This is a genomic window from Bradyrhizobium sp. USDA 4516 (genome assembly GCF_054055915.1).
Genome location: NZ_JBSRXT010000001.1, coordinates 3,632,177 through 3,652,173, shown reverse-complemented (window position 1 = coordinate 3,652,173; position 19,997 = coordinate 3,632,177). Strand labels below are relative to the sequence as shown.

The following is a 19,997-nucleotide window of genomic DNA, read 5'->3' as shown; positions in this document are numbered from 1 at the left end:
TCATGAGCGCCGCTGAAGAAGTCGAAGTCGTCACCGAAGGCCAGGCCGTCGAGGCCGTTCCCAAGCGCGCCATGACGCTGGGCTACGGCACCTCGCTCGTCGTGCTCGCCGCGCTGATCCTGATCCCGCTGTTCGTCAAGAACTTCATCATCTTCCAGATGACGATGCTTCTGATCTACGGCCTCGCGGTGCTGGCGCTCAACATCCTGACCGGTGGCTCCGGCCAGTTCTCGCTCGGCCAGAGCGCGTTCTACGCCGTCGGCGCCTACACCTCGGCGATCCTGATGGAGCATGCGGGCATGAACTATGCCCTCACGCTGCCGATCGCCGGCATCGTCTGCTTCGGCTTCGGCTTCCTGTTCGGCCAGCCGGCGCTGCGGCTTTCCGGCGTCTATCTGGCGCTCGCGACCTTTGCGCTAGCCACCGCGATGCCGCAGCTTCTGAAGCTGGGCTATTTCGAGCACTGGACCGGCGGCGTGCAGGGCCTCGTGGTCACCAAGCCGGATGCGCCGTTCGGCCTGCCGATGGGGCAGGACATGTGGCTGTATTACTTCACGCTGGTGGTCACGATCGCGATCTATATCGCTTCGGTGAACCTGCTGCGCTCGCGCTCCGGCCGCGCCTTCATGGCGATCCGCGACAACGAGATCGCGGCTTCCGCGATGGGCGTCGACGTCGCGCTGTACAAGACGCTGGCGTTCGGCGTCTCGGCCGGCATCACCGGCGTTGCCGGCGGTCTCGGCGCCATCGCAGTGCAGTTCGTGGCGCCCGACGGCTACACCATCCAGCTCGCGATCTCGCTGTTCCTCGGCATGGTGGTCGGCGGCGTCGGCTGGCTGCCCGGCTCGATCGTAGGCTCCGCCTTCATCATCTTCGTGCCCAACATCGCCGAGGGTATTTCGAAGGGCCTTTCGGGCGCGGTGTTCGGCGTGCTGCTGTTCCTCGTCATCTTCCTCGTGCCGCACGGCGCCAGGCAGGTTGCGATCGTTGCCCAGCAACTGGCCGCAAAGTTCAAGAAAAACTGACAGCCTATAGAAGCAAACCAGGAGATATTATGCTTTCTACCGTTCGGATCGCCGCGATTTCCGCGGCGATCGTCGCTGTTGCCGCGACGTCCACTGCCGCATTCGCCCAAAAGAAATACGACACCGGCGCAAGCGATACCGAGATCAAGGTCGGCAACATCATCCCCTATTCGGGACCAGCCTCCGCCTACGGCGTGATCGGCAAGACCGAAGAAGCCTACTTCAAGATGATCAACGATCGCGGCGGCATCAACGGCCGCAAGGTCAATTTCGTCAGCTATGACGACGCCTACTCGCCGCCGAAGGCGGTCGAGCAGGTGCGCAAGCTGGTCGAGAGCGACGAGGTATTGCTCGTCTTCAACCCGCTCGGCACCCCGTCCAACACCGCGATCCAGAAATACCTGAATTCCAAGAAGATCCCGCAGCTGTTCGTCGCGACAGGCGCCACCAAGTGGAACGACCCGAAGAACTTCCCGTGGACCATGGGCTGGCAGCCGAGCTACCAGAGCGAAGCGCAGATCTACGCCAAGTGGCTGATGAAGGAGAAGCCCGACGCCAAGATCGCGATCCTCTATCAGAACGACGATTTCGGCAAAGACTACCTCAAGGGCACCAAGGACGGCTTTGGCGCCAAGGCGGCCTCCAGCATCATCATGGAGGAGAGCTATGAGATTTCGGAGCCGTCGATCGACGGCCACATCGTCAAGATCAAGGCCGCCAATCCCGACGTGCTGCTGATCTACACCACGCCGAAGTTCGGCGCGCAGACCATCAAGAAGACCGCCGAGCTCGGCTGGAAGCCGCTGCAGATCATCACCAACGTGTCGGCCTCGGTCGGCAGCGTGATGCAGCCGGCGGGCTTCGACAACGCGCAGGGCGTGCTGTCGGCGGCCTACGCCAAGGACGGCGCCGACACACAGTGGAACAACGACCCCGGCATGAAGAAGTGGGCCGAGTTTCTCGACAAGTACATGCCGGGCGCCGACAAGACCGACGGCGGCTATGTGTACGGCTATGGCGCCGCACAGACGCTCGCCAAGGTGCTCGAAATGTGCGGCGACGATCTCACCCGCGCCAACGTCATGAAGCAGGCGGCGAGCCTGAAGGACTTTACGCCCGACACCCTGCTGCCCGGCGTCAAGATCAACACCTCGGCCACCGACTTCGCCCCGATCGCCCAGCTGCAGATGCAGCGTTTCAAGGGGCAGAAGTGGGAGCTGTTCGGTGACATCATTTCCGGCGACGTCCCCTCCGAGTGACGTTGCACTGCGGGAATAAAACAACAGCCTCCGCGATATCCGTCGCGGGGGCTTTTTGTTGACGCCCCGCGCCGATGGTATTGAATACTCCAAACAAAGAACCCGAGGTGGGGAAACCATGACTGCCGCACGTCCGTCCCTGACGGCGCTGTTGTCCGCATTCGCTCTGATCCTGACGAGCTGCAATGTCGCGCTGGCGCAGAAGAAATACGACACCGGGGCCAGCGACACCGAGATCAAGATCGGCAACACCATGCCCTACAGCGGCCCCGCCTCGGCCTATGGCACGATCGGCAAGACCGAGGCCGCCTACTTCAGGATGATCAACGATGCCGGCGGCGTCCACGGCCGCAAGATCAAGTTCATCTCCTACGATGACGGCTACTCGCCGCCCAAGACGGTGGAGCAGGCGCGCAAGCTGGTCGAGAACGACGAAGTGCTGCTGCTGTTCGGCTCGGTCGGGACCGCGACCAATGCGGCGATCCGGAAATACATGAACGAGAAGCAGGTGCCGCAGCTGTTCATCGCCTCCGGCGCCTCGAAGTGGAACGACCCGAAAGATTATCCGTGGACCATGGGCTGGCAGCCGTCCTACCAGGACGAGGCGCGGGTCTACGCAAAATACATCATGAAGCACAAGCCCGACGCCAAGGTCGCCGTGCTCTACCAGAACGACGATTTCGGCAAGGACTACCTCAAGGGCTTGAAGGACGCCTTCGGCGACAAGGCATCGATGATCGTCGCCGAGGAGGCCTACGAGACATCCGAGCCCACGATCGACAGCCACATCGTCAAGCTGAAGGCCACCGGTGCCGACACCTTCGTCAGCATCACGACGCCGAAATTCGCGGCACAGGCGATCAAGAAGGCCGCCGAGATCGCGTGGACGCCGTTGCAGATCGTCGCCAATGTCTCGGCGTCGGTCGGCGGCGTGATGCAGCCGGCGGGCTTCGAGAATTCGCAGGGTATCCTATCGGCATCCTATCTCAAGGACGGCGCCGATCCGCAGTGGGACAAGGATCCCGGCATGGAGAAATTCCTCGCCTTCCTCAAGAAGAATTATCCCGACGCCAACAAGCTCGACGGCGCCACTTCGTTCGGCTACGCCGCCGCACAGACCATGGTGAAGGTGCTGGAGATGTGCGGTGACGACCTCACCCGCGCCAATGTCATGAAGCAGGCCGCAAGCCTGAAGGATTTCGTCCCCGGCACGCTGCTGCCGGGCATCAGCATCAACACCTCGGCCACCGATTTCGCACCGATCAAGCAACTGCGCCTGATGCGGTTCAAGGGCGAAAGGTGGGAGCTGTTCGGGGACATCATTTCGAGCAATCTGAGCAACTGATCGTCACGTCGGTCTGTTCGATCCGCTCGCTCAACTCAACAGCGTCGCTTTACTCGACCGCAATCTCCGCGGTTGGCTCCACGCACACGCGAACGCGTTGGCGGATTTTTGAGCAGGCCCGCCTTGAGGGTGGTCGACCAAAGACGCAGCCCCTGCGGCAATGCCGCAGGGGCTTTTCATTGAGACACCCCAGGTAAGATGATAGTTTTTACGACCAATAATGAGCCCTCGAAACAGGGGGCCGCGACACATCATCGGCAATCAGGGAGAGAAACGGCATGTCTGCAATACGACAATTGACGGCATTTGCTGCTGCGCTTGCGCTCGTCGCCGCATCCGGCAGCGCGGCGCTTGCCCAGAAGAAATACGACACCGGCGCCTCCGACACCGAGATCAAGATCGGCAACATCATGCCCTATAGCGGAGCGGCCTCAGCCTATGGCGTGATCGGCAAGACCGAGGAGGCATATTTCCGCAAGATCAACGCCGAGGGCGGCATCAACGGCCGCAAGATCACCTTCATCAGCTACGACGACGCTTACACTCCGCCGAAGACGGTCGAGCAGGCGCGCAAGCTGGTCGAGAGCGACGAGGTACTGCTGATCTTCAATTCGCTCGGCACGCCACCGAACTCGGCGATCCAAAAATACATGAACCAGAAGAAGGTGCCGCAACTGTTCGTCGCCACCGGCGCCACCAAGTGGAACGACCCGCAGAATTTCCCCTGGACGATGGGCTGGCAGCCCAACTACCAGAGCGAGTCCATCATCTATGCGAAGTACATCCTGAAGAACAAGCCGGATGCCAAAATCGCGGTGCTCTACCAGAACGACGACTACGGCAAGGACTATCTGAAGGGATTCAAGGACGGGCTCGGCGCCAAGGCAGCGACAATGATCGTCGCCGAGGACAGCTATGAGGTGACGGAGCCGACCATCGACTCCCACATCGTCAGGCTCAAGGCCTCCGGCGCCGACGTATTCTTCAACATCACGACGCCGAAGTTCGCCGCACAGGCGATCAAGAAGAATGCCGAGCTCGGCTGGAAGCCGCTGCACTTCCTCAACAACGTCTCCGGATCGATCGGCAGCGTGATCAAGCCCGCGGGCTTCGAGAACGCCCAGGACATCGTCTCGTCGCAATATTTCAAGGATCCGACCGACGCGCAGTGGAAGACCGACAAGGCGATGATCGCCTGGAACGAATTCCTCGATAAGTACTATCCGGAAGCGAACCGGGCCGATGCCTCCGTGATGTACGCCTATATCGTCTCGCAGGGCCTGGTCCACGTGCTCAAGGCCTGCGGCGACAATCTGACCCGCGAGAACATCATGAAGCAGGCGGCCAGCATTCGCGATTACGAGCCCGGCGGCCTGCTGCCCGGCGTCAAGGTCAACACCTCGGCGACCGATTTCGCGCCGCTTTCGCAACTGCAATTGATCCGCTTCAAGGGCGAGACCTGGGAGCGCTTCGGCGAAGTCTTGAGCGCCGACGTCGGCGGTTAGGCCGGGAAGGTCGACCAAAGATACCGCCCCTGCGGCGTTTGCCGCAGGGCTTCTCATTGAGACGAACCGCCTAAAATGATAATCACTGCAGCCAAATAAAGAGCTCTCCAAGCAAGAGGGCCGAGACACATGACAAACAGGGAGAGAGACATAGATGTCCGCTACCAAAAAACTTGCGGTCCTCGGGGCCGCGCTCGCGCTCGTCGCGACATCCGGCAGCGCTGCGCTTGCCCAGAAGAAATACGACACCGGCGCCAGCGATACCGAGATCAAGATCGGCAACATCATGCCCTACAGCGGCCCGGCGTCCGCCTATGGCGTCATCGGCCGCACCGAGGCCGCCTATTTCAAGAAGGTCAACGACGCCGGCGGCATCAATGGCCGCAAGATCAACTTCATCTCCTACGATGACGCCTACTCGCCGCCGAAGGCCGTGGAACAGGCCCGCAAGCTGGTCGAGAGCGACGAGGTGCTGCTGATCTTCAACTCGCTCGGCACGCCGTCGAACTCGGCGATCCAGAAATACATGAACTCCAAGAAGGTGCCGCAGCTGTTCGTCGCCACCGGCGCCACCAAGTGGAACGACCCGAAGGACTTTCCCTGGACGATGGGTTGGCAGCCCAACTACCAGAGCGAGACCCAGATCTACGCAAAATACATCCTGAAGAACATGCCGAACGCCAAGATCGCGGTGCTCTACCAGAATGACGATTACGGCAAGGATTATCTGAAGGGCCTGAAGGACGGGCTCGGCCAGAAGGCCGCCAGCATGATCGTCGCGGAAGAAAGCTTCGAGACCTCACAGCCGACCATCGACAGCAACATCGTCAAGCTGAAGGCGAGCAACGCCGACGTCTTCATCGACATCGCGACGCCGAAATTCGCGGCCCAGGCGATCAAGAAGGTCGCCGAGATCGGCTGGAAGCCGACCCACTTCCTCAACAACGTGTCGGCATCGGTCGGCAGCGTGATCAAACCGGCCGGCTTCGAGAACGCACAGGATATCATCTCCGCCGCCTACCTGAAGGACGCTTCCGACAAGCAATGGGACAATGACCCGGGCATGAAGGAGTTCTACGCCTTCATGGCCAAGGACTTCCCCGAAGGCGACAAGCTCGACGGCGGCACCGTGGTCGGCTTCGGCGTGGCGCAGACGCTGGTCCAGGTGCTGAAGCAGTGCGGCGACAACCTCACCCGCGAGAACATCATGAAGCAGGCCGCAAGCCTGAAGGACTTCCGCACCGAGGTGCTGCTGCCTGGCGTCAAGATCAACACCGCGGCGAACGATTTCGCGCCGATCAGCCAGCTGCAGCTGATGAAGTTCAAGGGCGAGAAATGGGAACTGTTCGGCGAGGTCATCAGCGCCGACGTCGGCGGCTGATTTCCCGCCGCCTCCCGACCGGGAATGGCCCCCTGCGATACCGTCGCAGGGGGCTTTTTGTTGGCGCGTTTTCGAACGAAGCGGGTACCGGTTCGCGCGAAGAGAACGCGTCGGAAACCGGAATTTAAGGCCATGGCCCTGCTCGCAGGCCGGCCCGGGCAATGCCTGCTTACACTTTACCCGGCAATACGCTAGGTAAACCGGCAAGACCCCCGACAAGAAACCGGCGCCCTTGCGCGGCGGCAACAACAAGGAGATCTCGGGAAATGCCGATGCCGATCCGACACCGTGTCGCAACCGCCCTGCTCGGCCTCGCCGTCGCCGCCGCGACCGGCAATGCCGCATGGGCGCAGAAGAAATACGACACCGGTGCGAGCGACACCGAGATCAAGATCGGCAACATCGTGCCCTATAGCGGCCCGGCGTCGGCCTATGGCGTGGTCGGCAAGGCGATGGCCGCGGTGTTCAAGAAGGTCAACGACGACGGCGGCATCAACGGGCGCAAGATCACTTTCGTCTCCTATGACGACGCCTACTCGCCGCCGAAGGCCGTCGAGCAGGCCCGCAAGCTGGTCGAGAGCGACGAGGTGCTGTTCCTGTTCGGCACGCTCGGCACCGCCTCCAACACCGCGATCCAGAAATATCTCAACGCCAAGAAGGTGCCGCAGCTGTTCGTCGCCACCGGCGCGACCAAGTGGAACGATCCGAAGGCCTTCCCTTGGACCATGGGCTGGCTGCCCAGCTACCAGAGCGAGTCGCGGATCTACGCGAAATATCTGCTCAAGGAAAAGCCCGCCACCAAGGTCGCGGTGCTCTACCAGAACGACGACATGGGCAAGGACTACCTCAAGGGCCTGGAAGACGGCTTCGCCAGCGATCCCGCGCGCGTCGTCGCCAAGGAGAGCTATGAAGTCGCCGAGCCGACGATCGATTCCCATGTGGTGCGGCTGAAATCCTCCAATCCCGACGTCATCGTCTTCTTCACCACGCCGAAATTCGGCGCCCAGGCGATCAAGAAGCTCGGCGAGATGAACTGGAAGCCGGTGACCATCGTCTCCAACGTCTCGGCCTCCACCGCGACCGTGATGCGTCCGGCCGGCCTCGACAATGCGCAGGGCGTGATCTCGGCCGCCTACGCCAAGGACGCCAGCGATCCGCAGTGGAAGGATGACGCCGGCATGAAGGCGTTCGACGAACTGCTCGCCAAATACATGCCTGACACCAACCGCGTCGATGCCTCGGCGATGACCGGCTACAACATGGCGACCACGATGGTCGAGGTGCTGCGCCGCTGCGGTGACGACCTCACCCGCGCCAATGTGATGAAGCAGGCGGCGAGCCTGAAGCAATTCGCGCAGGGCGGCCTGCTGCCCGGCGTGACGCTGTCGACCGGGCCTGCCGACTTCCAGCCGATCGAACAGCTCCAGCTGATGCAGTTCAAGGGCGAGCGTTGGCAATTGTTCGGCGACGTCATCAGCGGCGAAGTCGGCGGCAATTAGAGCCGGAATGGATATTGCTTCGATCGAAACGGCCGCAATCTTCCCTTACCTCTCCCGCTTGCGGGGAAGGTCGGATCGCATCAAAGATGCGATCCGGGTGGGAGCTTTCGCCGCAATACGACTCGTGGCAGCACCCCCACCCTGACCTCCCCCGCAAGCGGGAGAGGGAACAGTACCTACGTCCCGACCCGCGCAAAGGCACAGCCATGACCGACCGTCGTCCTTTCCTGCGTTCGATCTTCGATGCCGCTGTGGCGGCTGCGCATCCCGACGTCGTGCTGGCGTCGCGGCTGCGGCCGGTGCCGAAGGGACGGGTGATCTGTCTCTGCGCAGGCAAGGGCGCCGCGGCGATGGCCGCGGCGGCCGAGCGGCATTATCTCGACGCGCTCGAGCTCGATCCGTCGCGGCTGGTCGGCATCGCCACCACCCGCCACGGCCATGGCGTGCCGACCCGCCGCATCAAGGTGGTCGAGGCCGGCCACCCGGTGCCCGACGAGGCCGGGCTCAAGGCGGCGGACGACACGCTGCGGCTCGCCGCGACCGCGACCCCGGACGATCTCCTGCTGGTGCTGCTGACCGGCGGCGGTTCGGCGAACTGGATCGCGCCGGTCGACGGCGTGAGCTTTACCCAGAAGCAGCAGGTCAACCGCGCACTGCTGCGCTCCGGCGCGCCGATCGGCGAGATGAACACCGTGCGCAAGCATCTCTCGCGCATCAAGGGCGGACGGCTGGCGCGCGCCGGCCAGCACGCGGCCGAGATCGTCACGCTGGCGATATCGGACGTGCCGCATGACGATCCCTCCGCGATCGCCTCCGGGCCGACGGTGCCGGATCCGACCACGCTGGCGGACGCCCGCGCACTGGTCGCCAAATACAATCTCTCCATCGACGACGCGGTCCGCCGCGCGCTCGACGATCCCGCGAACGAAAGCTGCAAGCCCGGCGATGCCGCCTTCGCGCGGGCGACATTCGAACTGCTGGCAAAGCCGAAGGCCTCGATCGACGCCGCGGTGAAGGTCGCGCGGGACGCCGGCTACGAGACCATCGCGCTCGGCGCCGATCTCGAAGGCGAGGCCCGCGAGATCGCGGCCGAGCATGCGCGGCTGGCGCTGAAGGCGCGCAGCGAAGGCAAGCGCGTTGCGATCATCTCCGGCGGCGAGCTGACGGTGACGGTGCGCGGCGATGGCCGCGGCGGCCCCAACCAGGAATACGCGCTGGCGCTGGCCGGCCTACTGAAGGATACACCCGACGTCTCAGCGCTGGCCGCCGATACCGACGGCGCCGACGGCGGCGCCGGCAGCGCGACCGACCCGGCCGGCGCCGTGATCGACCAGGCGACATTCGCGAAGATGAAATCGATCGGCCTCGATCCGAAGGCCTATCTCGAGAACAACGATGCGACGGGGTTCTTCGCCCAGACCGGGGATTTGTTGCTGACCGGACCGACGCTGACCAACGTCAATGACGTGCGGGTGATTTTGGTGGATTAGGCCGTATCCTTGACGGACCCAAGGCCAGTCTCGGGCTGCGCCCAAAGCTCCTGATAGTTACGAAACTTCGCAAGCGTCTCGTCATATCGCGTCGGCTCGAGCACCGGCAAAATGCGCTTCAACACTGAGTTGATCGGCGCGGAGGTGTGCCGAACGTATAAGTCGATCGGATCAAGCAAGTGCCTCAGGTGCAGCTTTGGATCATAGTTCAGCCCGCTGCTGCGAAACCATTTGTACCCGTTGGCGATTGCCCAGCTCACCATGTCGCGAAACACATAATGATAGAGGTGCAGGTCTAAGGCGACATCGTAGTCGAGACCTATGTACTCCGCATAGATCGCGTCACCATGTACCATGCATGCGGCAAACGCGACGATCCGCTCGTTCTGACGCCAGAGGAAGAAGCGGACCTTGTCCCCCATCCGCCGCCCCAAGTCGCAGAAGTATCGTTCCGTCAGCTTCTCGAGGTGCAGTTTCGAACGCTGATAGACTTGGAAATACAATGGATAGATCTGCGCGATCACCGGCGTCGCGTCGTTGACGACGTTCATCTCGACGGATGGAGAGGCCCGCGCTGTCGCCTCAAATTTCTTGCGGAGTTTCTTGCGGGTTGCGCTGTTGAGCGCATGATTCATATAGTCATCGAAATTGGCGTAATCGATGCAAAGCCTGGTCATGGGCAGGCTGGGGATGCGGGTGAAGCCGTGAGCGATCAAGCAGTCGAGGATTGGTCGGTATCGCGCCGGAAACTCCTTGAGCACGATCAGCCGCGCCCCGAGCCTGCGAGCATGTATTGCAATCGTAGAGGCCAGAAGTTCCGCGCAGCCTCGATGGCAGGCCTCGTCCCCGTCAAGATGACCTTCCCCTGCGACGCACCCCACCATGAGCGCACGGGCGCGCATCAAACCTGGCCACATCCGGCGAATGGCGTCGATGAGTACGCCAAACCGCGGCCTCGCACCGGCCAGCAAATCCAGGTCCATTAGGAAGAATGGCCGTACAGCACAAACCTGATCAACCGCATCTTTGATGAGGAAATACCGGTAATCGAACTCGGGATGAAGGGTATCCTCGACCAACTCATAGTATCGATGATCCTTGCGCTCGCTCGCGAAGGCGAACTGCCAGCGCGGACAACGCTCCAAATCGTTCCGCACGATGACTTGGAGACGCGGCGGACATTGCATCGGCACGCGTCTCGTGAGGTCGCCGATTTGGCTCGTCAAGTGCGCTGTTGCAGCTTCCGGCACGATCTCACGCTCGTCACGGATCCCGGCCCTAGGCAGCATTTATCACGGCGCGAAAACAAAGCAGCTAACATATCCGTCAGAAACTAACTCGTTAGTCATTTGCGATTTGGCGTTGGAGCAGAACACTCCTGATACGACCCGCATGCGCGGACACTCGCCGTCCAGCGCGGCATCCGGGGAGCGGACTCATGGCAGCGGTGATTGGAGTCACGGGACTTGCATTTGAGGCGCGGATCGCTGCAGACCTGCATACGCAGGCGATCTGCAGTGGCGATGGCAGCACGCTCGCGGAGTCTCTCGCGTCGGCAATTGCTGAGGATTGCTACGGTCTTATCAGCTTTGGCGTCGCGGGCGGCCTTTCGCCCGACCTCCCGGCAGGCGCATGCGTCGTAGCATCGACGATCGTTTCGGAAACGATTCAGCTCTTCACTGATCGAGACTGGTCGCAAGCCTTGCTTCGACTCATCGCCGGTTCGATTTATGGCCCTATTGCTGGTGTGACCACGGTCGCCATGCATCCAGAAGCGAAGCGCTCGCTGCATATGAGTACAGGCGCGCTGGCGGTCGATAACGAATCCCATGTGGCGGCGAGTGTCGCTGCAGCGCGCGGCCTCCCTATGACTGCCGTCCGCGTGATCATGGATCCGGCCGGTCGGCAGCTTCCTGCCGCCGCCCTGTCCGCAGTGCGTGCAAACGGGACGATCGATCTCGCCGCGCTGGTCCGTGCGACAATGAAACAGCCGAGCGAGTTACCGATGCTGCTTCGGACCAGTCTCGACGCACTGTCCGGATTTGCGGCGCTGCTTCGCTGCCGTCAATTGCTTGGCCCTGGATTAGGGTTGCCTTCCTTGCAAGCAGAAGAGTCGGAGCCAAGTTCAAGTATCGTAGCGGACGATCGTATGATCGCCCTCTAGTCGCTTTTTTAGCCGAACGGGCTGCTATACCTGCCGACTGCGTGCGTGACCTCAACGCGCATTGAAAGTGAGGCCGGCGCGCTCCTTTAGACGCTTGCGCAAGGCCGGCCCCATCAGCGCGCCCGGCGTCCAGATGCCGCCCTCACCCTGCACGTCACGCACGACGCAGAGAGCGCTTTCGGTGATCATCTTGCTTGTCGAGCCATAGCCTGGATCGCGGTCGCCGGTGACAACGGCTTCGACCCGTCCGCCATCCGGCACCTCGCCCAGAAAGAAGATGTCGTAGAAGCCCCTCTCGCGCGCTTCCCGGGTCGGGCCTGCGCCGCGTTTGAGACCGCCGGTCCCGAACAAGGACACCACCGTGGCGAACGTCTCCGTCGTCACGCTCGCGATGTCCCCAAGTCCCGGCGCCACCATCATCTCGTCATAAACGAAGTCCCTGCCGTAGGGATGGCCCAACAGGAAGTTCGTGCGGTGCACGTTCTTGGTGTTGATCGGCGCCATCGGGAACGGCACGAGCCACGCGTGCATGCTCGTGTCATATTCGGGGACGAGGCCCGACGGCTGAGACGGCCCAGTGAAGCCCGGCGTCAACGCGAAGGGATCGGTCAGCAGCCGGATCAGGGCCGGGTCGCGCGCCGCGGCGGCCAGCGTCGCCTGAGCGCTCGCCGCGGTGCCGCCAGACATGCCACCCCTCACCTTGCGCAGACGGGCCTTCACCCGCCGCGCCGGGCGTCCGAATTTCTCGCGCGCCTTCTCCTGCAACGTGAGCACACCGAGATCGAACGGGATGGAATCGAAGCCACAGGAGAAGACGATGCGCGCGCCGGTCCGTTTTGCCTCTTCGTGATGGGCGTCGATCATACCCCGCATCCAGCCCGGTTCGCCGCAAAGATCAACATAGGCCGTGCCGGTGGCCGCGCATGCCGCCACTAGCTCGGGACCGTGAAGCTGATAGGGCCCGACCGTGGTGACGACCACGGTCGCGCGCTCGCACATCGAACGCAGGCTGGCCGGCTCGGCGGCATCCGCCTTCACTAACGGCAAATCGTCCGGTGCGCCGATGTCGGCACGCACTTTCTGGAGTTTGTCGGTCGAGCGTCCCGCAATTGCCCAGGACGGAGCATCGTCGCCGCGATAGGATGTCGCCAGATATTCGGCGATGAGACCCCCGGTGTAACCCGTCGCGCCATAGACGATGAGGTCGAAGTCCCGCTTCACGGCGTTGATCCTCCTCGAGCCCCCGGAAGCGCTCCCTTCAGATCCGTTAGCAACGCTCGGTACGCTTCGCGGCCATTTGCGAGGGGCCGGGCAACATACGGGCCATCGCGCTTGACGGACGATACCACAATTGCCGCCCTTCGGCGCGCAACCTCCCGGCGATTTCCGGTCCCCCCTTGAGAGCCGTCGTGAGTACGGACGCTGGTCGGCGTGAGCCGAAGCAGACAGCCGGCACATTTGAGCGCCTGTGGCCGCTTGCAAACGCCCTCCGACGGCCTACCATGGATTGGGGAATTCGCGTGCAGGAGCGAAGCCATGGAACTCACCGTGGTGCCCATCGTCAAGCCGGATGAGACCAACTTCATCTTCGGCCAGTCGCATTTCATCAAGACCGTGGAAGACCTTCACGAAGCGCTGGTGGGCACGGTTCCGCGCATCCGCTTCGGGTTGGCTTTCTGCGAGGCCTCCGGCAAGCGGTTGGTGCGCTGCTCCGGTAACGACGACGCCTCGCTCGCCCTGGCACGCGACAACGCATTGGCGATCGGCGCCGGTCACACCTTCCTGATTTTCCTCGGCGACGGGTTCTTTCCCGTCAACGTGCTGCCGGCGGTGCGCGCAGTGCCGGAGGTCTGCCGCATCTATTGCTCGACGGCCAATCCAACACAGGTGATCGTCGCGCAGACGCAGCTCGGGCGCGGCGTGCTCGGCGTGGTGGATGGCGCCTCGCCGCTGGGTGTCGAAACCGACGCCGACATTGCGTGGCGGAAGGATCTGCTGCGGAACATCGGCTACAAGCTTTAGACCGCGATGGTTCGCCGCCTGGCGGAGCCCGCATGCCGGATATGTATCAACCCAACGCGTCATTGCGAGCGGACGGGCCGTCGCGCTCTCTCAAAACTCCTGCGCGAGCTTCGCCAGCATCTCCAGCAGCGCGGCGTGGTTGGCCGGACCGAGCACCTCGATCAGCCGCGCCTCGTGCTTGTTGGCGACCAGCTTCTTGGCGCGCGCCAGCACGGCGCGGCCCTTGTCGGTCAGGACGAGGATGTGGGAACGGCGGTCGTTGGTGGAGCGCATCCGCGCGCAAAGGTCGCGGCTCTCCAGCGCGTCGAGCATCGCGACGAAATTCGGCCTGAGGATCCCGAGCGTGTTGGCGATCTCGGTCTGGTTGCGGCCCGGATTCTTGTCGAGCAGAAGCAGCACCGAGAACTGCGCCGGCGTCAGCTGCAGCGGCGCGACGCAGCGCAGGAAGTCCTCGAATACCCTGAGCTGCGCGCGCTTCAACGAATAGCCGAGCAATCCGGACAGTTCGCCCAATTGCAGCATGCTGTCGTCCCCGGCAGAATCGGCCGGTTCCCTGCGCAGGGCCCGCGACGAACGGAGGGCATCGGTGGCGGTCTTGGAAACAGTCATCGCTCCAGGCTCGCAATCCCGCTACAAGAATCCCGCACGACACTCGGGGACCTTGAGATTATATCTAATAATTGTTATGGACTATATCAAATGTCGGCAGCTTTCAACAGCCGATATCGGCCGACCTGACCGGCACGACCGGTTGAGGCGGTCCGACGCTTGAGGGGGAGCGCTCGGCCTTGAACACAACGATCATGCTGTTCCTGCTGCAGGACGGCATCACCAATGGCGCGATCTACGCACTGCTGGGGCTGGCCCTGGTGCTGGTGTTCGCGGTCACGCGGGTGATCCTGATCCCGCAGGGCGAATTCGTCACCTACGGCGCGCTGAGCTACGCCATGCTGGCGACCGGCCAGGTGCCCGGCACAGCGCGGCTTGCGGTCGCGATGGGCCTCGTCGCCTTCGCCCTCGACCTGTTCTTCGCCCGTAACGCGCTGCATGCGCGGCTGGTGATCCGCTCGGTCGCGCTCAACATCGCCTTTCCCGTCGCGCTGCTCGGTCTGATTTACGCGCTGGTCGGTCCCGGCACGCCGATCGCCGTCAACATCGCGCTCGCGCTCCTGATCGTGGCGGCGATCGGTTTGTTCCTCTACCGCATCGCGTTCCAGCCGATCGCGCACACTTCCGTGCTGGTGCTGCTGATCGCCTCGGTCGGCTGCCATCTGGCGCTGCAGGGCCTCGGCCTGGTGTTCTTCGGCGCCGAAGGCCTGCGCGCGCCTGCGCTGTCGAATGCCGCAGTAACCGCCGGCCCGCTGCGCTTCACCGGGCAGAGCCTTGCGGTCTACGGCCTGACGATCGGCTTCATCGTCGCCCTGTGGCTGTTCTTCGGCTACACCAAGACCGGCAAGGCGCTGCGCGCCACCGCGGTCAACCGCCTCGGCGCCCGCCTGGTCGGCATTCGCACCACGCTGTCCGGCCAGATCGCGTTCCTGCTCGCCTCCGTCATCGGCGCGATCTCCGGCATCCTGATCGTGCCGATCACCACGCTCTATTACGACACCGGTTTCCTGATCGGCCTGAAGGGCTTCATCGCCGCCATCATCGGCGGCCTGGTCAGCTATCCCCTGACCGCGGTCGCCGCCATCGTGGTCGGCATCGTCGAGGCCTTCTCATCGTTCTACGCCAGCAATTTCAAGGAAGTCATCGTGTTCACGCTGATCCTCCCCGTGCTCGTGTTGCGCTCCCTCGCGGCGCCCGAGGTCGAAGAAGAGAAGGATTGAGCGCGATGACGCAGCGCCTTCCCCTCATCATCTTCGCGCTCGTGATGGCGGTGATTCCGCTTGTCCCGGGCATCCCGCCGTTCTGGATCGTGCTGCTCGACAATATCGGCCTCGCCGCGCTGGTCGCGATGGGCCTCGTGCTGCTCACCGGCGTCGGCGGCCTGACCTCGTTCGGCCAGGCCGCGTTCTGCGGGTTCGGCGCCTACACCACGGCGGTGCTGACCACCGCCTACGGCGTCTCGCCCTGGCTGACGCTGCCGGCTTCGCTGTTGGTCAGCGGCATCGCCGCCGTGCTGCTCGGCATCGTCACGGTACGGCTATCCGGCCATTATCTGCCGCTCGGCACCATCGCCTGGGGCATCGGGCTGTTCTATCTGTTCAGCAAGCTCGAATTCCTCGGCCGCAACGACGGCATCTCCGGCATTCCCCCGCTGTCGATCGGCTCGTTCAAGATGCTGAGCCCGGATGCGATCTACTACGCGATCTGGGTCGCGGTGCTGCTGTCCGCGCTGCTGACCATGAACCTCTTGGACTCCCGCACCGGGCGCGCGATCCGCGCCTTGCGGCGCGGCCATGTTGCGGCGGAAGCGTTCGGCGTGCAGACGCCCCGCGCCAAGCTGTTGGTGTTCATCTATGCCGCGGTGCTGGCCGGCCTGTCCGGCTGGCTGTATGCGCATTTCCAGCGCGCCGCCAACCCAACGCCGTTCGGCGCGCAGGCCGGCATCGAGTATCTGTTCATCGCCGTGGTCGGCGGCGCGGGCTACGTCTGGGGCGGCGTGCTCGGCGCCGGCATCGTCGTGATCCTCAAGGAGGTGCTGCAGAGCTACCTGCCCTACATCTTCGGCGGCCAGAGCCAGCTCGAGACCATCGTGTTCGGCATCATGCTGGTGCTGCTGCTGCAGCTCGCGCCCCAGGGCGTCTGGCCCTGGCTGATGTCGCGGCTGCCGTTCAAGCCCGCCCGCAAGACCCCGGACACGTCCGTGAAGCTGGAGCACCGCGAACGGGCGCCAGGAACGTCTCCGATCCTTCTGCACATCGACAAGGCGCGCAAGCAGTTCGGCGGCGTGCTCGCGGTCAACGACGTCTCGTTCGACGTCAACGCCCGCGAGATCGTCGCGCTGATCGGCCCGAACGGCGCCGGCAAGAGCACGACCTTCAATTTGATCACCGGCGTCCTGACCGCGACCAGCGGCAAGATTTCAGTGCTCGGCAACGAGGTCGCGAACGCTCGGCCGCAGGAGGTGGTCAAGCTTGGCGTCTCCAGGACTTTTCAGCACGTCAAGCTGGTGCCCGACATGACCGTGCTGGAGAATGTCGCGATCGGCGCGCATCTGCGCGGCAATTCCGGCGCGATCTCCAGCATGCTGCGGCTCGACCGCGCTGATGAGGCGAGGCTGCTGGCGGAAGCCGCGCGGCAGATCGCGCGCGTCGGCCTGTCGGACCAGATCGACCAGCTCGCGGGCTCGCTGTCGCTCGGACAGCAGCGCATCGTCGAGATCGCCCGCGCGCTGTGCGTCGATCCGATGCTGCTGCTGCTCGATGAGCCGGCCGCCGGCCTGCGCCACATGGAGAAGCAGCGGCTGGCCGCGCTGCTCCGGCAATTGCGCGACGGCGGCATGTCGGTGCTGCTGGTCGAGCACGACATGGGGTTCGTGATGGATCTCGCCGACCGCATCGTGGTGCTGGATTTCGGTACCAAGATCGCCGAGGGCACGCCGGCCGCGATCAAGCGCAACCCCGACGTGATCAAGGCCTATCTCGGAGCCGCCGCATGAGTGCGCTGCTATCGGTGACCGACGTCCACATCTCCTACGGCAAGGTCGAGGCGGTGCGCGGCGTTTCGCTCGACGTCGCCCAGAACGAGATCATCACCATCATCGGTGCCAACGGCGCCGGCAAGACCACCTTGCTCAACGCCATCATGGGCGTGCTGCCGCTGAAGGGGCGCACCAACTTCGCCGGCGTCGACATGGCGCCGCTCGATATCGAGGACCGCGTCGCCACCGGCCTCAGCCTGGTGCCCGAGCATCGCGAATTGTTCGGCACAATGAATGTCGAGGACAATCTCGAGCTCGGCGCGTTCCGGATCGCGAAGGCCGTCGCGGCCGCCTCGCTGGAGCGGGTCTACACGCTGTTTCCGCGGCTCAAGGAGCGGCGCAAGCAGCTTGCCGGAACGCTGTCCGGCGGCGAGCAGCAGATGCTGGCGATGGGCCGCGCGCTGATGGGCGCGCCGAAGCTCTTGATGCTGGACGAGCCGAGCCTCGGCCTCGCTCCGATCATCGTCGCCGACATCTTCCGCATCGTCGGCGAGCTCCGCGCCGCCGGCGTCTCGGTGCTCCTCGTCGAGCAGAACGCCCAGGCCGCATTGCAGATCGCCGACCGCGCCTATGTCATGGAGCTCGGCGAGTTCGTGCTGTCAGGCCCCGCGACGGAGATCGCCGCCAACAAGGGCGTCGCCGCGAGCTATCTCGGCTTCCAGCACGAAGGCGAGAGCGCGATTTAGGACGCGCAACTCCACCGCGGAGAGACCGTCACCCCACCTCGCCGCGCATTACATGCGCGGCGATCCTCCCCCTCCAGGGAAGGATGAAGGCAGGTGCGCCTTCCGGGAAATGATTTCTGACCGCGCTTGCATTCGCGCAAGGATTGCGCTCCACTTCACCCTCCCCTGGAGGGGGAGGGTCGATTGCGCGCGCGATGCACAGCATCGCGGGTGCGATCGGGGTGGGGTGAAGCCACACAAATGGTCTCAACATCAATCCGCAGAGCCGCCGCGAAGAAGCTGCGCGCCAACACGACGCCGCATGAACGAATCCTGTGGCGCGCGCTGAGAGAGCTGCCAACGGACGGAACGCATTTTCGAAGGCAGGCACCGATTGGCCCTTACGTCGTCGATTTTTTCTGCCTGGCCAAGCGACTCATCGTCGAGCTGGACGGTGGACACCACAACGACGATGAAGTGGCGAAGCGCGATCGTGCGCGACAAGAGTGGCTGGAGCGGGAAGGATATCGCGTCGTCAGGTTCTGGAATTCGGAGGTCAGTGAGGATTTGAATGCCGTGCCCGAACGGATCTATGTCGAGCTCTATGGCGCTCGCGAAGCGGAAGCTGTGCCGCTGAAGCACTACCGGCGGCGATAGACCACCACCCCACCCCGCTTCACATCGCTACTTGCGATGCGAAGCGACCCTCCCCCTCCAGGGGAGGGTAAGAAAAAGCCGGCCCCATCGGGACCGGCTTCTTCGTTTCAGAGATTGCGTCCAGCTCACATCGCCGGGACGTATTTGCCGTCCTTGACCGTCAGCAGGATGCGTGAACGGTCGTCGAGGCCGTAGCGATCCTTTTCGGTCCAGTTGTAGACGCCCTGGGTCGCGACGATCTCCTTCTCGGAGATGAAGGCCTTGCGGATCGCCTCGCGGAATTCCGGCGTGCCGGGCTTGGCGGTCTTCAGCGCCACCGGGATGATGCGCTTCATCACCTCGAAGGCATCGTACGAGTGGCCGGCGAACTGGCTGCGGCTGTTGGCGCCGTACTTGGCTTCATAGGCCGTATTCAGCGCGAGGCCGGGCTTCTTGGTCAGCGCGCTGTCGGGCTGGGTTTCCGGCGACATGATCGGGCCGGCCGACATGATGACGCCTTCCGCGGCCGCACCGGCGATGCGGATGAAGTCCATGCTGGCGGCGCCGTGGGTCTGGTAGATCAGACCCTTGTAGCCGCGCTCGCGCAGCGCGGTCTGCGGCAGCGCCGCGGCGGTGCCGGAAGCACCGACCAGGATGGCGTCGGGATTGGCGGCGACGAGCTTCAGCACCTGGCCGGCGACCGAGGTATCCGGACGCGCAAAGCGCTCCTCGTCGGTCATGGTCAGGCCCATCGGCACGGCCTGCGCCTTGAAGTCGTTGACCCAGAGATCGCCGTAGGAATCCGAATAGCCGATATAGCCGACGGTCTTGATGTTGTGCGCCTTCATGTGCTCGTAGAGCACCTTGCCCATGATCGGAATCGACTGCGGCAGGTCGACCGACCACTTCATGCGCGCCTCGTTGATCGGGAACGGCGCGAGGCCGAAATGCGGGATGCCGGCCTCGTTGGCGACCGTCGACACCGCGATCGACGGCGGCGTGGTGCAGGAGCCCATGATGATGTCGGCCTTGGACTCGGTGACGAAGCGCCGCGCGTTGGTCGTCGCGGCCGTCGGATCGCCACCGTCGTCGAGCACGATCAGCTTCAGCGGTACGCCGCCGATCTCCTTCGGCACGAAATCGAGCGCGTTGCGCTCGGGAATGCCGAGCGCCGCGGCGGGCCCCGTGGTCGAGATCGAGATGCCGATGGTGATTTCATTGGTCTGCGCCAGTGCGGGCGCGCCCGGCAGCGCGATGGCTGCTGCGAGCGCCGCGGCGAGAGTGGCCTTCCTCATTCATTCCTCCCTGCAGTTAAGTTTTTTGGGTTTAAACCGGTTTTGCGGGCCAATTCAGCCCCTTC

General features: G+C 63.6%; 17 protein-coding genes. 13 read left to right on the top strand and 4 right to left on the bottom strand.

From position 1 onward, the window contains the following. Window positions 1-2 precede the first annotated feature (2 nt). The 7 genes from ACVI1L_RS16785 (at window position 3) to ACVI1L_RS16755 (ending at window position 9,504) form a co-directional block, all read left to right on the top strand. The gene (locus ACVI1L_RS16785) at window positions 3-1,025 is read left to right on the top strand and encodes a branched-chain amino acid ABC transporter permease (protein WP_092085378.1); all 1,023 of its coding nucleotides are present in this window, start codon (window positions 3-5) and stop codon (window positions 1,023-1,025) included. Window positions 1,026-1,054: 29 nt separating this feature from the next. Then, the gene (locus ACVI1L_RS16780; protein WP_028338101.1) at window positions 1,055-2,284 is read left to right on the top strand and encodes an ABC transporter substrate-binding protein; all 1,230 of its coding nucleotides are present in this window, start codon (window positions 1,055-1,057) and stop codon (window positions 2,282-2,284) included. A 118-nt stretch (window positions 2,285-2,402) separates the two neighbouring features. Then, on the top strand, window positions 2,403-3,629 hold the full coding sequence (locus ACVI1L_RS16775; protein WP_229189407.1) for an ABC transporter substrate-binding protein: 1,227 nt from the start codon (window positions 2,403-2,405) through the stop codon (window positions 3,627-3,629). Between the two features lie 278 nt (window positions 3,630-3,907). Next, the gene (locus ACVI1L_RS16770) at window positions 3,908-5,134 is read left to right on the top strand and encodes an ABC transporter substrate-binding protein (protein WP_456783321.1); all 1,227 of its coding nucleotides are present in this window, start codon (window positions 3,908-3,910) and stop codon (window positions 5,132-5,134) included. A gap of 154 nt (window positions 5,135-5,288) precedes the next feature. After that, on the top strand, window positions 5,289-6,515 hold the full coding sequence (locus ACVI1L_RS16765; RefSeq protein ID WP_057016010.1) for an ABC transporter substrate-binding protein: 1,227 nt from the start codon (window positions 5,289-5,291) through the stop codon (window positions 6,513-6,515). A 266-nt stretch (window positions 6,516-6,781) separates the two neighbouring features. Then, window positions 6,782-8,014: an ABC transporter substrate-binding protein gene (locus ACVI1L_RS16760; protein ID WP_253625106.1), complete on the top strand. Its 1,233-nt coding sequence runs from the start codon at window positions 6,782-6,784 to the stop codon at window positions 8,012-8,014. Window positions 8,015-8,220: 206 nt separating this feature from the next. Further along, complete coding sequence (locus ACVI1L_RS16755) at window positions 8,221-9,504, top strand: glycerate kinase type-2 family protein (RefSeq protein ID WP_076832483.1); 1,284 nt, start codon at window positions 8,221-8,223, stop codon at window positions 9,502-9,504. On the opposite strand, the gene ACVI1L_RS16750 is transcribed toward ACVI1L_RS16755, so the two are convergent. Further along, a complete protein-coding gene (locus tag ACVI1L_RS16750; RefSeq protein WP_456785560.1) occupies window positions 9,501-10,730 on the bottom strand; it encodes a GNAT family N-acetyltransferase in 1,230 nt (409 codons plus the stop codon). The genes ACVI1L_RS16755 and ACVI1L_RS16750 overlap by 4 nt on opposite strands. A gap of 212 nt (window positions 10,731-10,942) precedes the next feature. On the opposite strand from ACVI1L_RS16750, the gene ACVI1L_RS16745 reads away from it, so the two are divergent. Next, on the top strand, window positions 10,943-11,668 hold the full coding sequence (locus tag ACVI1L_RS16745) for a phosphorylase family protein (RefSeq protein ID WP_456783320.1): 726 nt from the start codon (window positions 10,943-10,945) through the stop codon (window positions 11,666-11,668). Window positions 11,669-11,719: 51 nt separating this feature from the next. Here the strand turns inward: ACVI1L_RS16745 and ACVI1L_RS16740 are convergent, their stop codons facing one another. Beyond that, window positions 11,720-12,889: a saccharopine dehydrogenase family protein gene (locus ACVI1L_RS16740; RefSeq protein WP_253625109.1), complete on the bottom strand. Its 1,170-nt coding sequence runs from the start codon at window positions 12,887-12,889 to the stop codon at window positions 11,720-11,722. Between the two features lie 315 nt (window positions 12,890-13,204). Here ACVI1L_RS16740 and ACVI1L_RS16735 point away from each other — a divergent pair, with 315 nt between their 5' ends. Further along, window positions 13,205-13,690, top strand: coding sequence for an adenosine-specific kinase (locus ACVI1L_RS16735; RefSeq protein ID WP_253625110.1), 486 nt, complete (start codon window positions 13,205-13,207; stop codon window positions 13,688-13,690). A 90-nt stretch (window positions 13,691-13,780) separates the two neighbouring features. Here ACVI1L_RS16735 and ACVI1L_RS16730 read toward each other — a convergent pair whose 3' ends face one another. Next, a complete protein-coding gene (locus ACVI1L_RS16730; RefSeq protein ID WP_028336531.1) occupies window positions 13,781-14,299 on the bottom strand; it encodes a MarR family winged helix-turn-helix transcriptional regulator in 519 nt (172 codons plus the stop codon). A gap of 179 nt (window positions 14,300-14,478) precedes the next feature. On the opposite strand from ACVI1L_RS16730, the gene ACVI1L_RS16725 reads away from it, so the two are divergent. The 4 genes from ACVI1L_RS16725 to ACVI1L_RS16710 all read left to right on the top strand — a co-directional run bounded on the left by ACVI1L_RS16725 (window position 14,479) and on the right by ACVI1L_RS16710 (window position 18,658). After that, on the top strand, window positions 14,479-15,519 hold the full coding sequence (locus ACVI1L_RS16725) for a branched-chain amino acid ABC transporter permease (RefSeq protein WP_028336532.1): 1,041 nt from the start codon (window positions 14,479-14,481) through the stop codon (window positions 15,517-15,519). 5 nt (window positions 15,520-15,524) lie between these two features. Beyond that, window positions 15,525-17,294, top strand: coding sequence for a branched-chain amino acid ABC transporter ATP-binding protein/permease (locus tag ACVI1L_RS16720; protein ID WP_253625111.1), 1,770 nt, complete (start codon window positions 15,525-15,527; stop codon window positions 17,292-17,294). Continuing rightward, window positions 17,291-18,022 (top strand): ABC transporter ATP-binding protein, encoded by a 732-nt coding sequence (locus ACVI1L_RS16715; protein ID WP_456783319.1) that lies wholly within the window; start codon window positions 17,291-17,293, stop codon window positions 18,020-18,022. Before ACVI1L_RS16720 ends, ACVI1L_RS16715 begins: the two co-directional genes overlap by 4 nt. A 240-nt stretch (window positions 18,023-18,262) precedes the next feature. Beyond that, window positions 18,263-18,658, top strand: coding sequence for an endonuclease domain-containing protein (locus ACVI1L_RS16710; protein ID WP_456783318.1), 396 nt, complete (start codon window positions 18,263-18,265; stop codon window positions 18,656-18,658). A 125-nt stretch (window positions 18,659-18,783) separates the two neighbouring features. Here the strand turns inward: ACVI1L_RS16710 and ACVI1L_RS16705 are convergent, their stop codons facing one another. Then, the gene (locus tag ACVI1L_RS16705; protein WP_076832497.1) at window positions 18,784-19,932 is read right to left on the bottom strand and encodes an ABC transporter substrate-binding protein; all 1,149 of its coding nucleotides are present in this window, start codon (window positions 19,930-19,932) and stop codon (window positions 18,784-18,786) included. Window positions 19,933-19,997 lie beyond the last annotated feature (65 nt).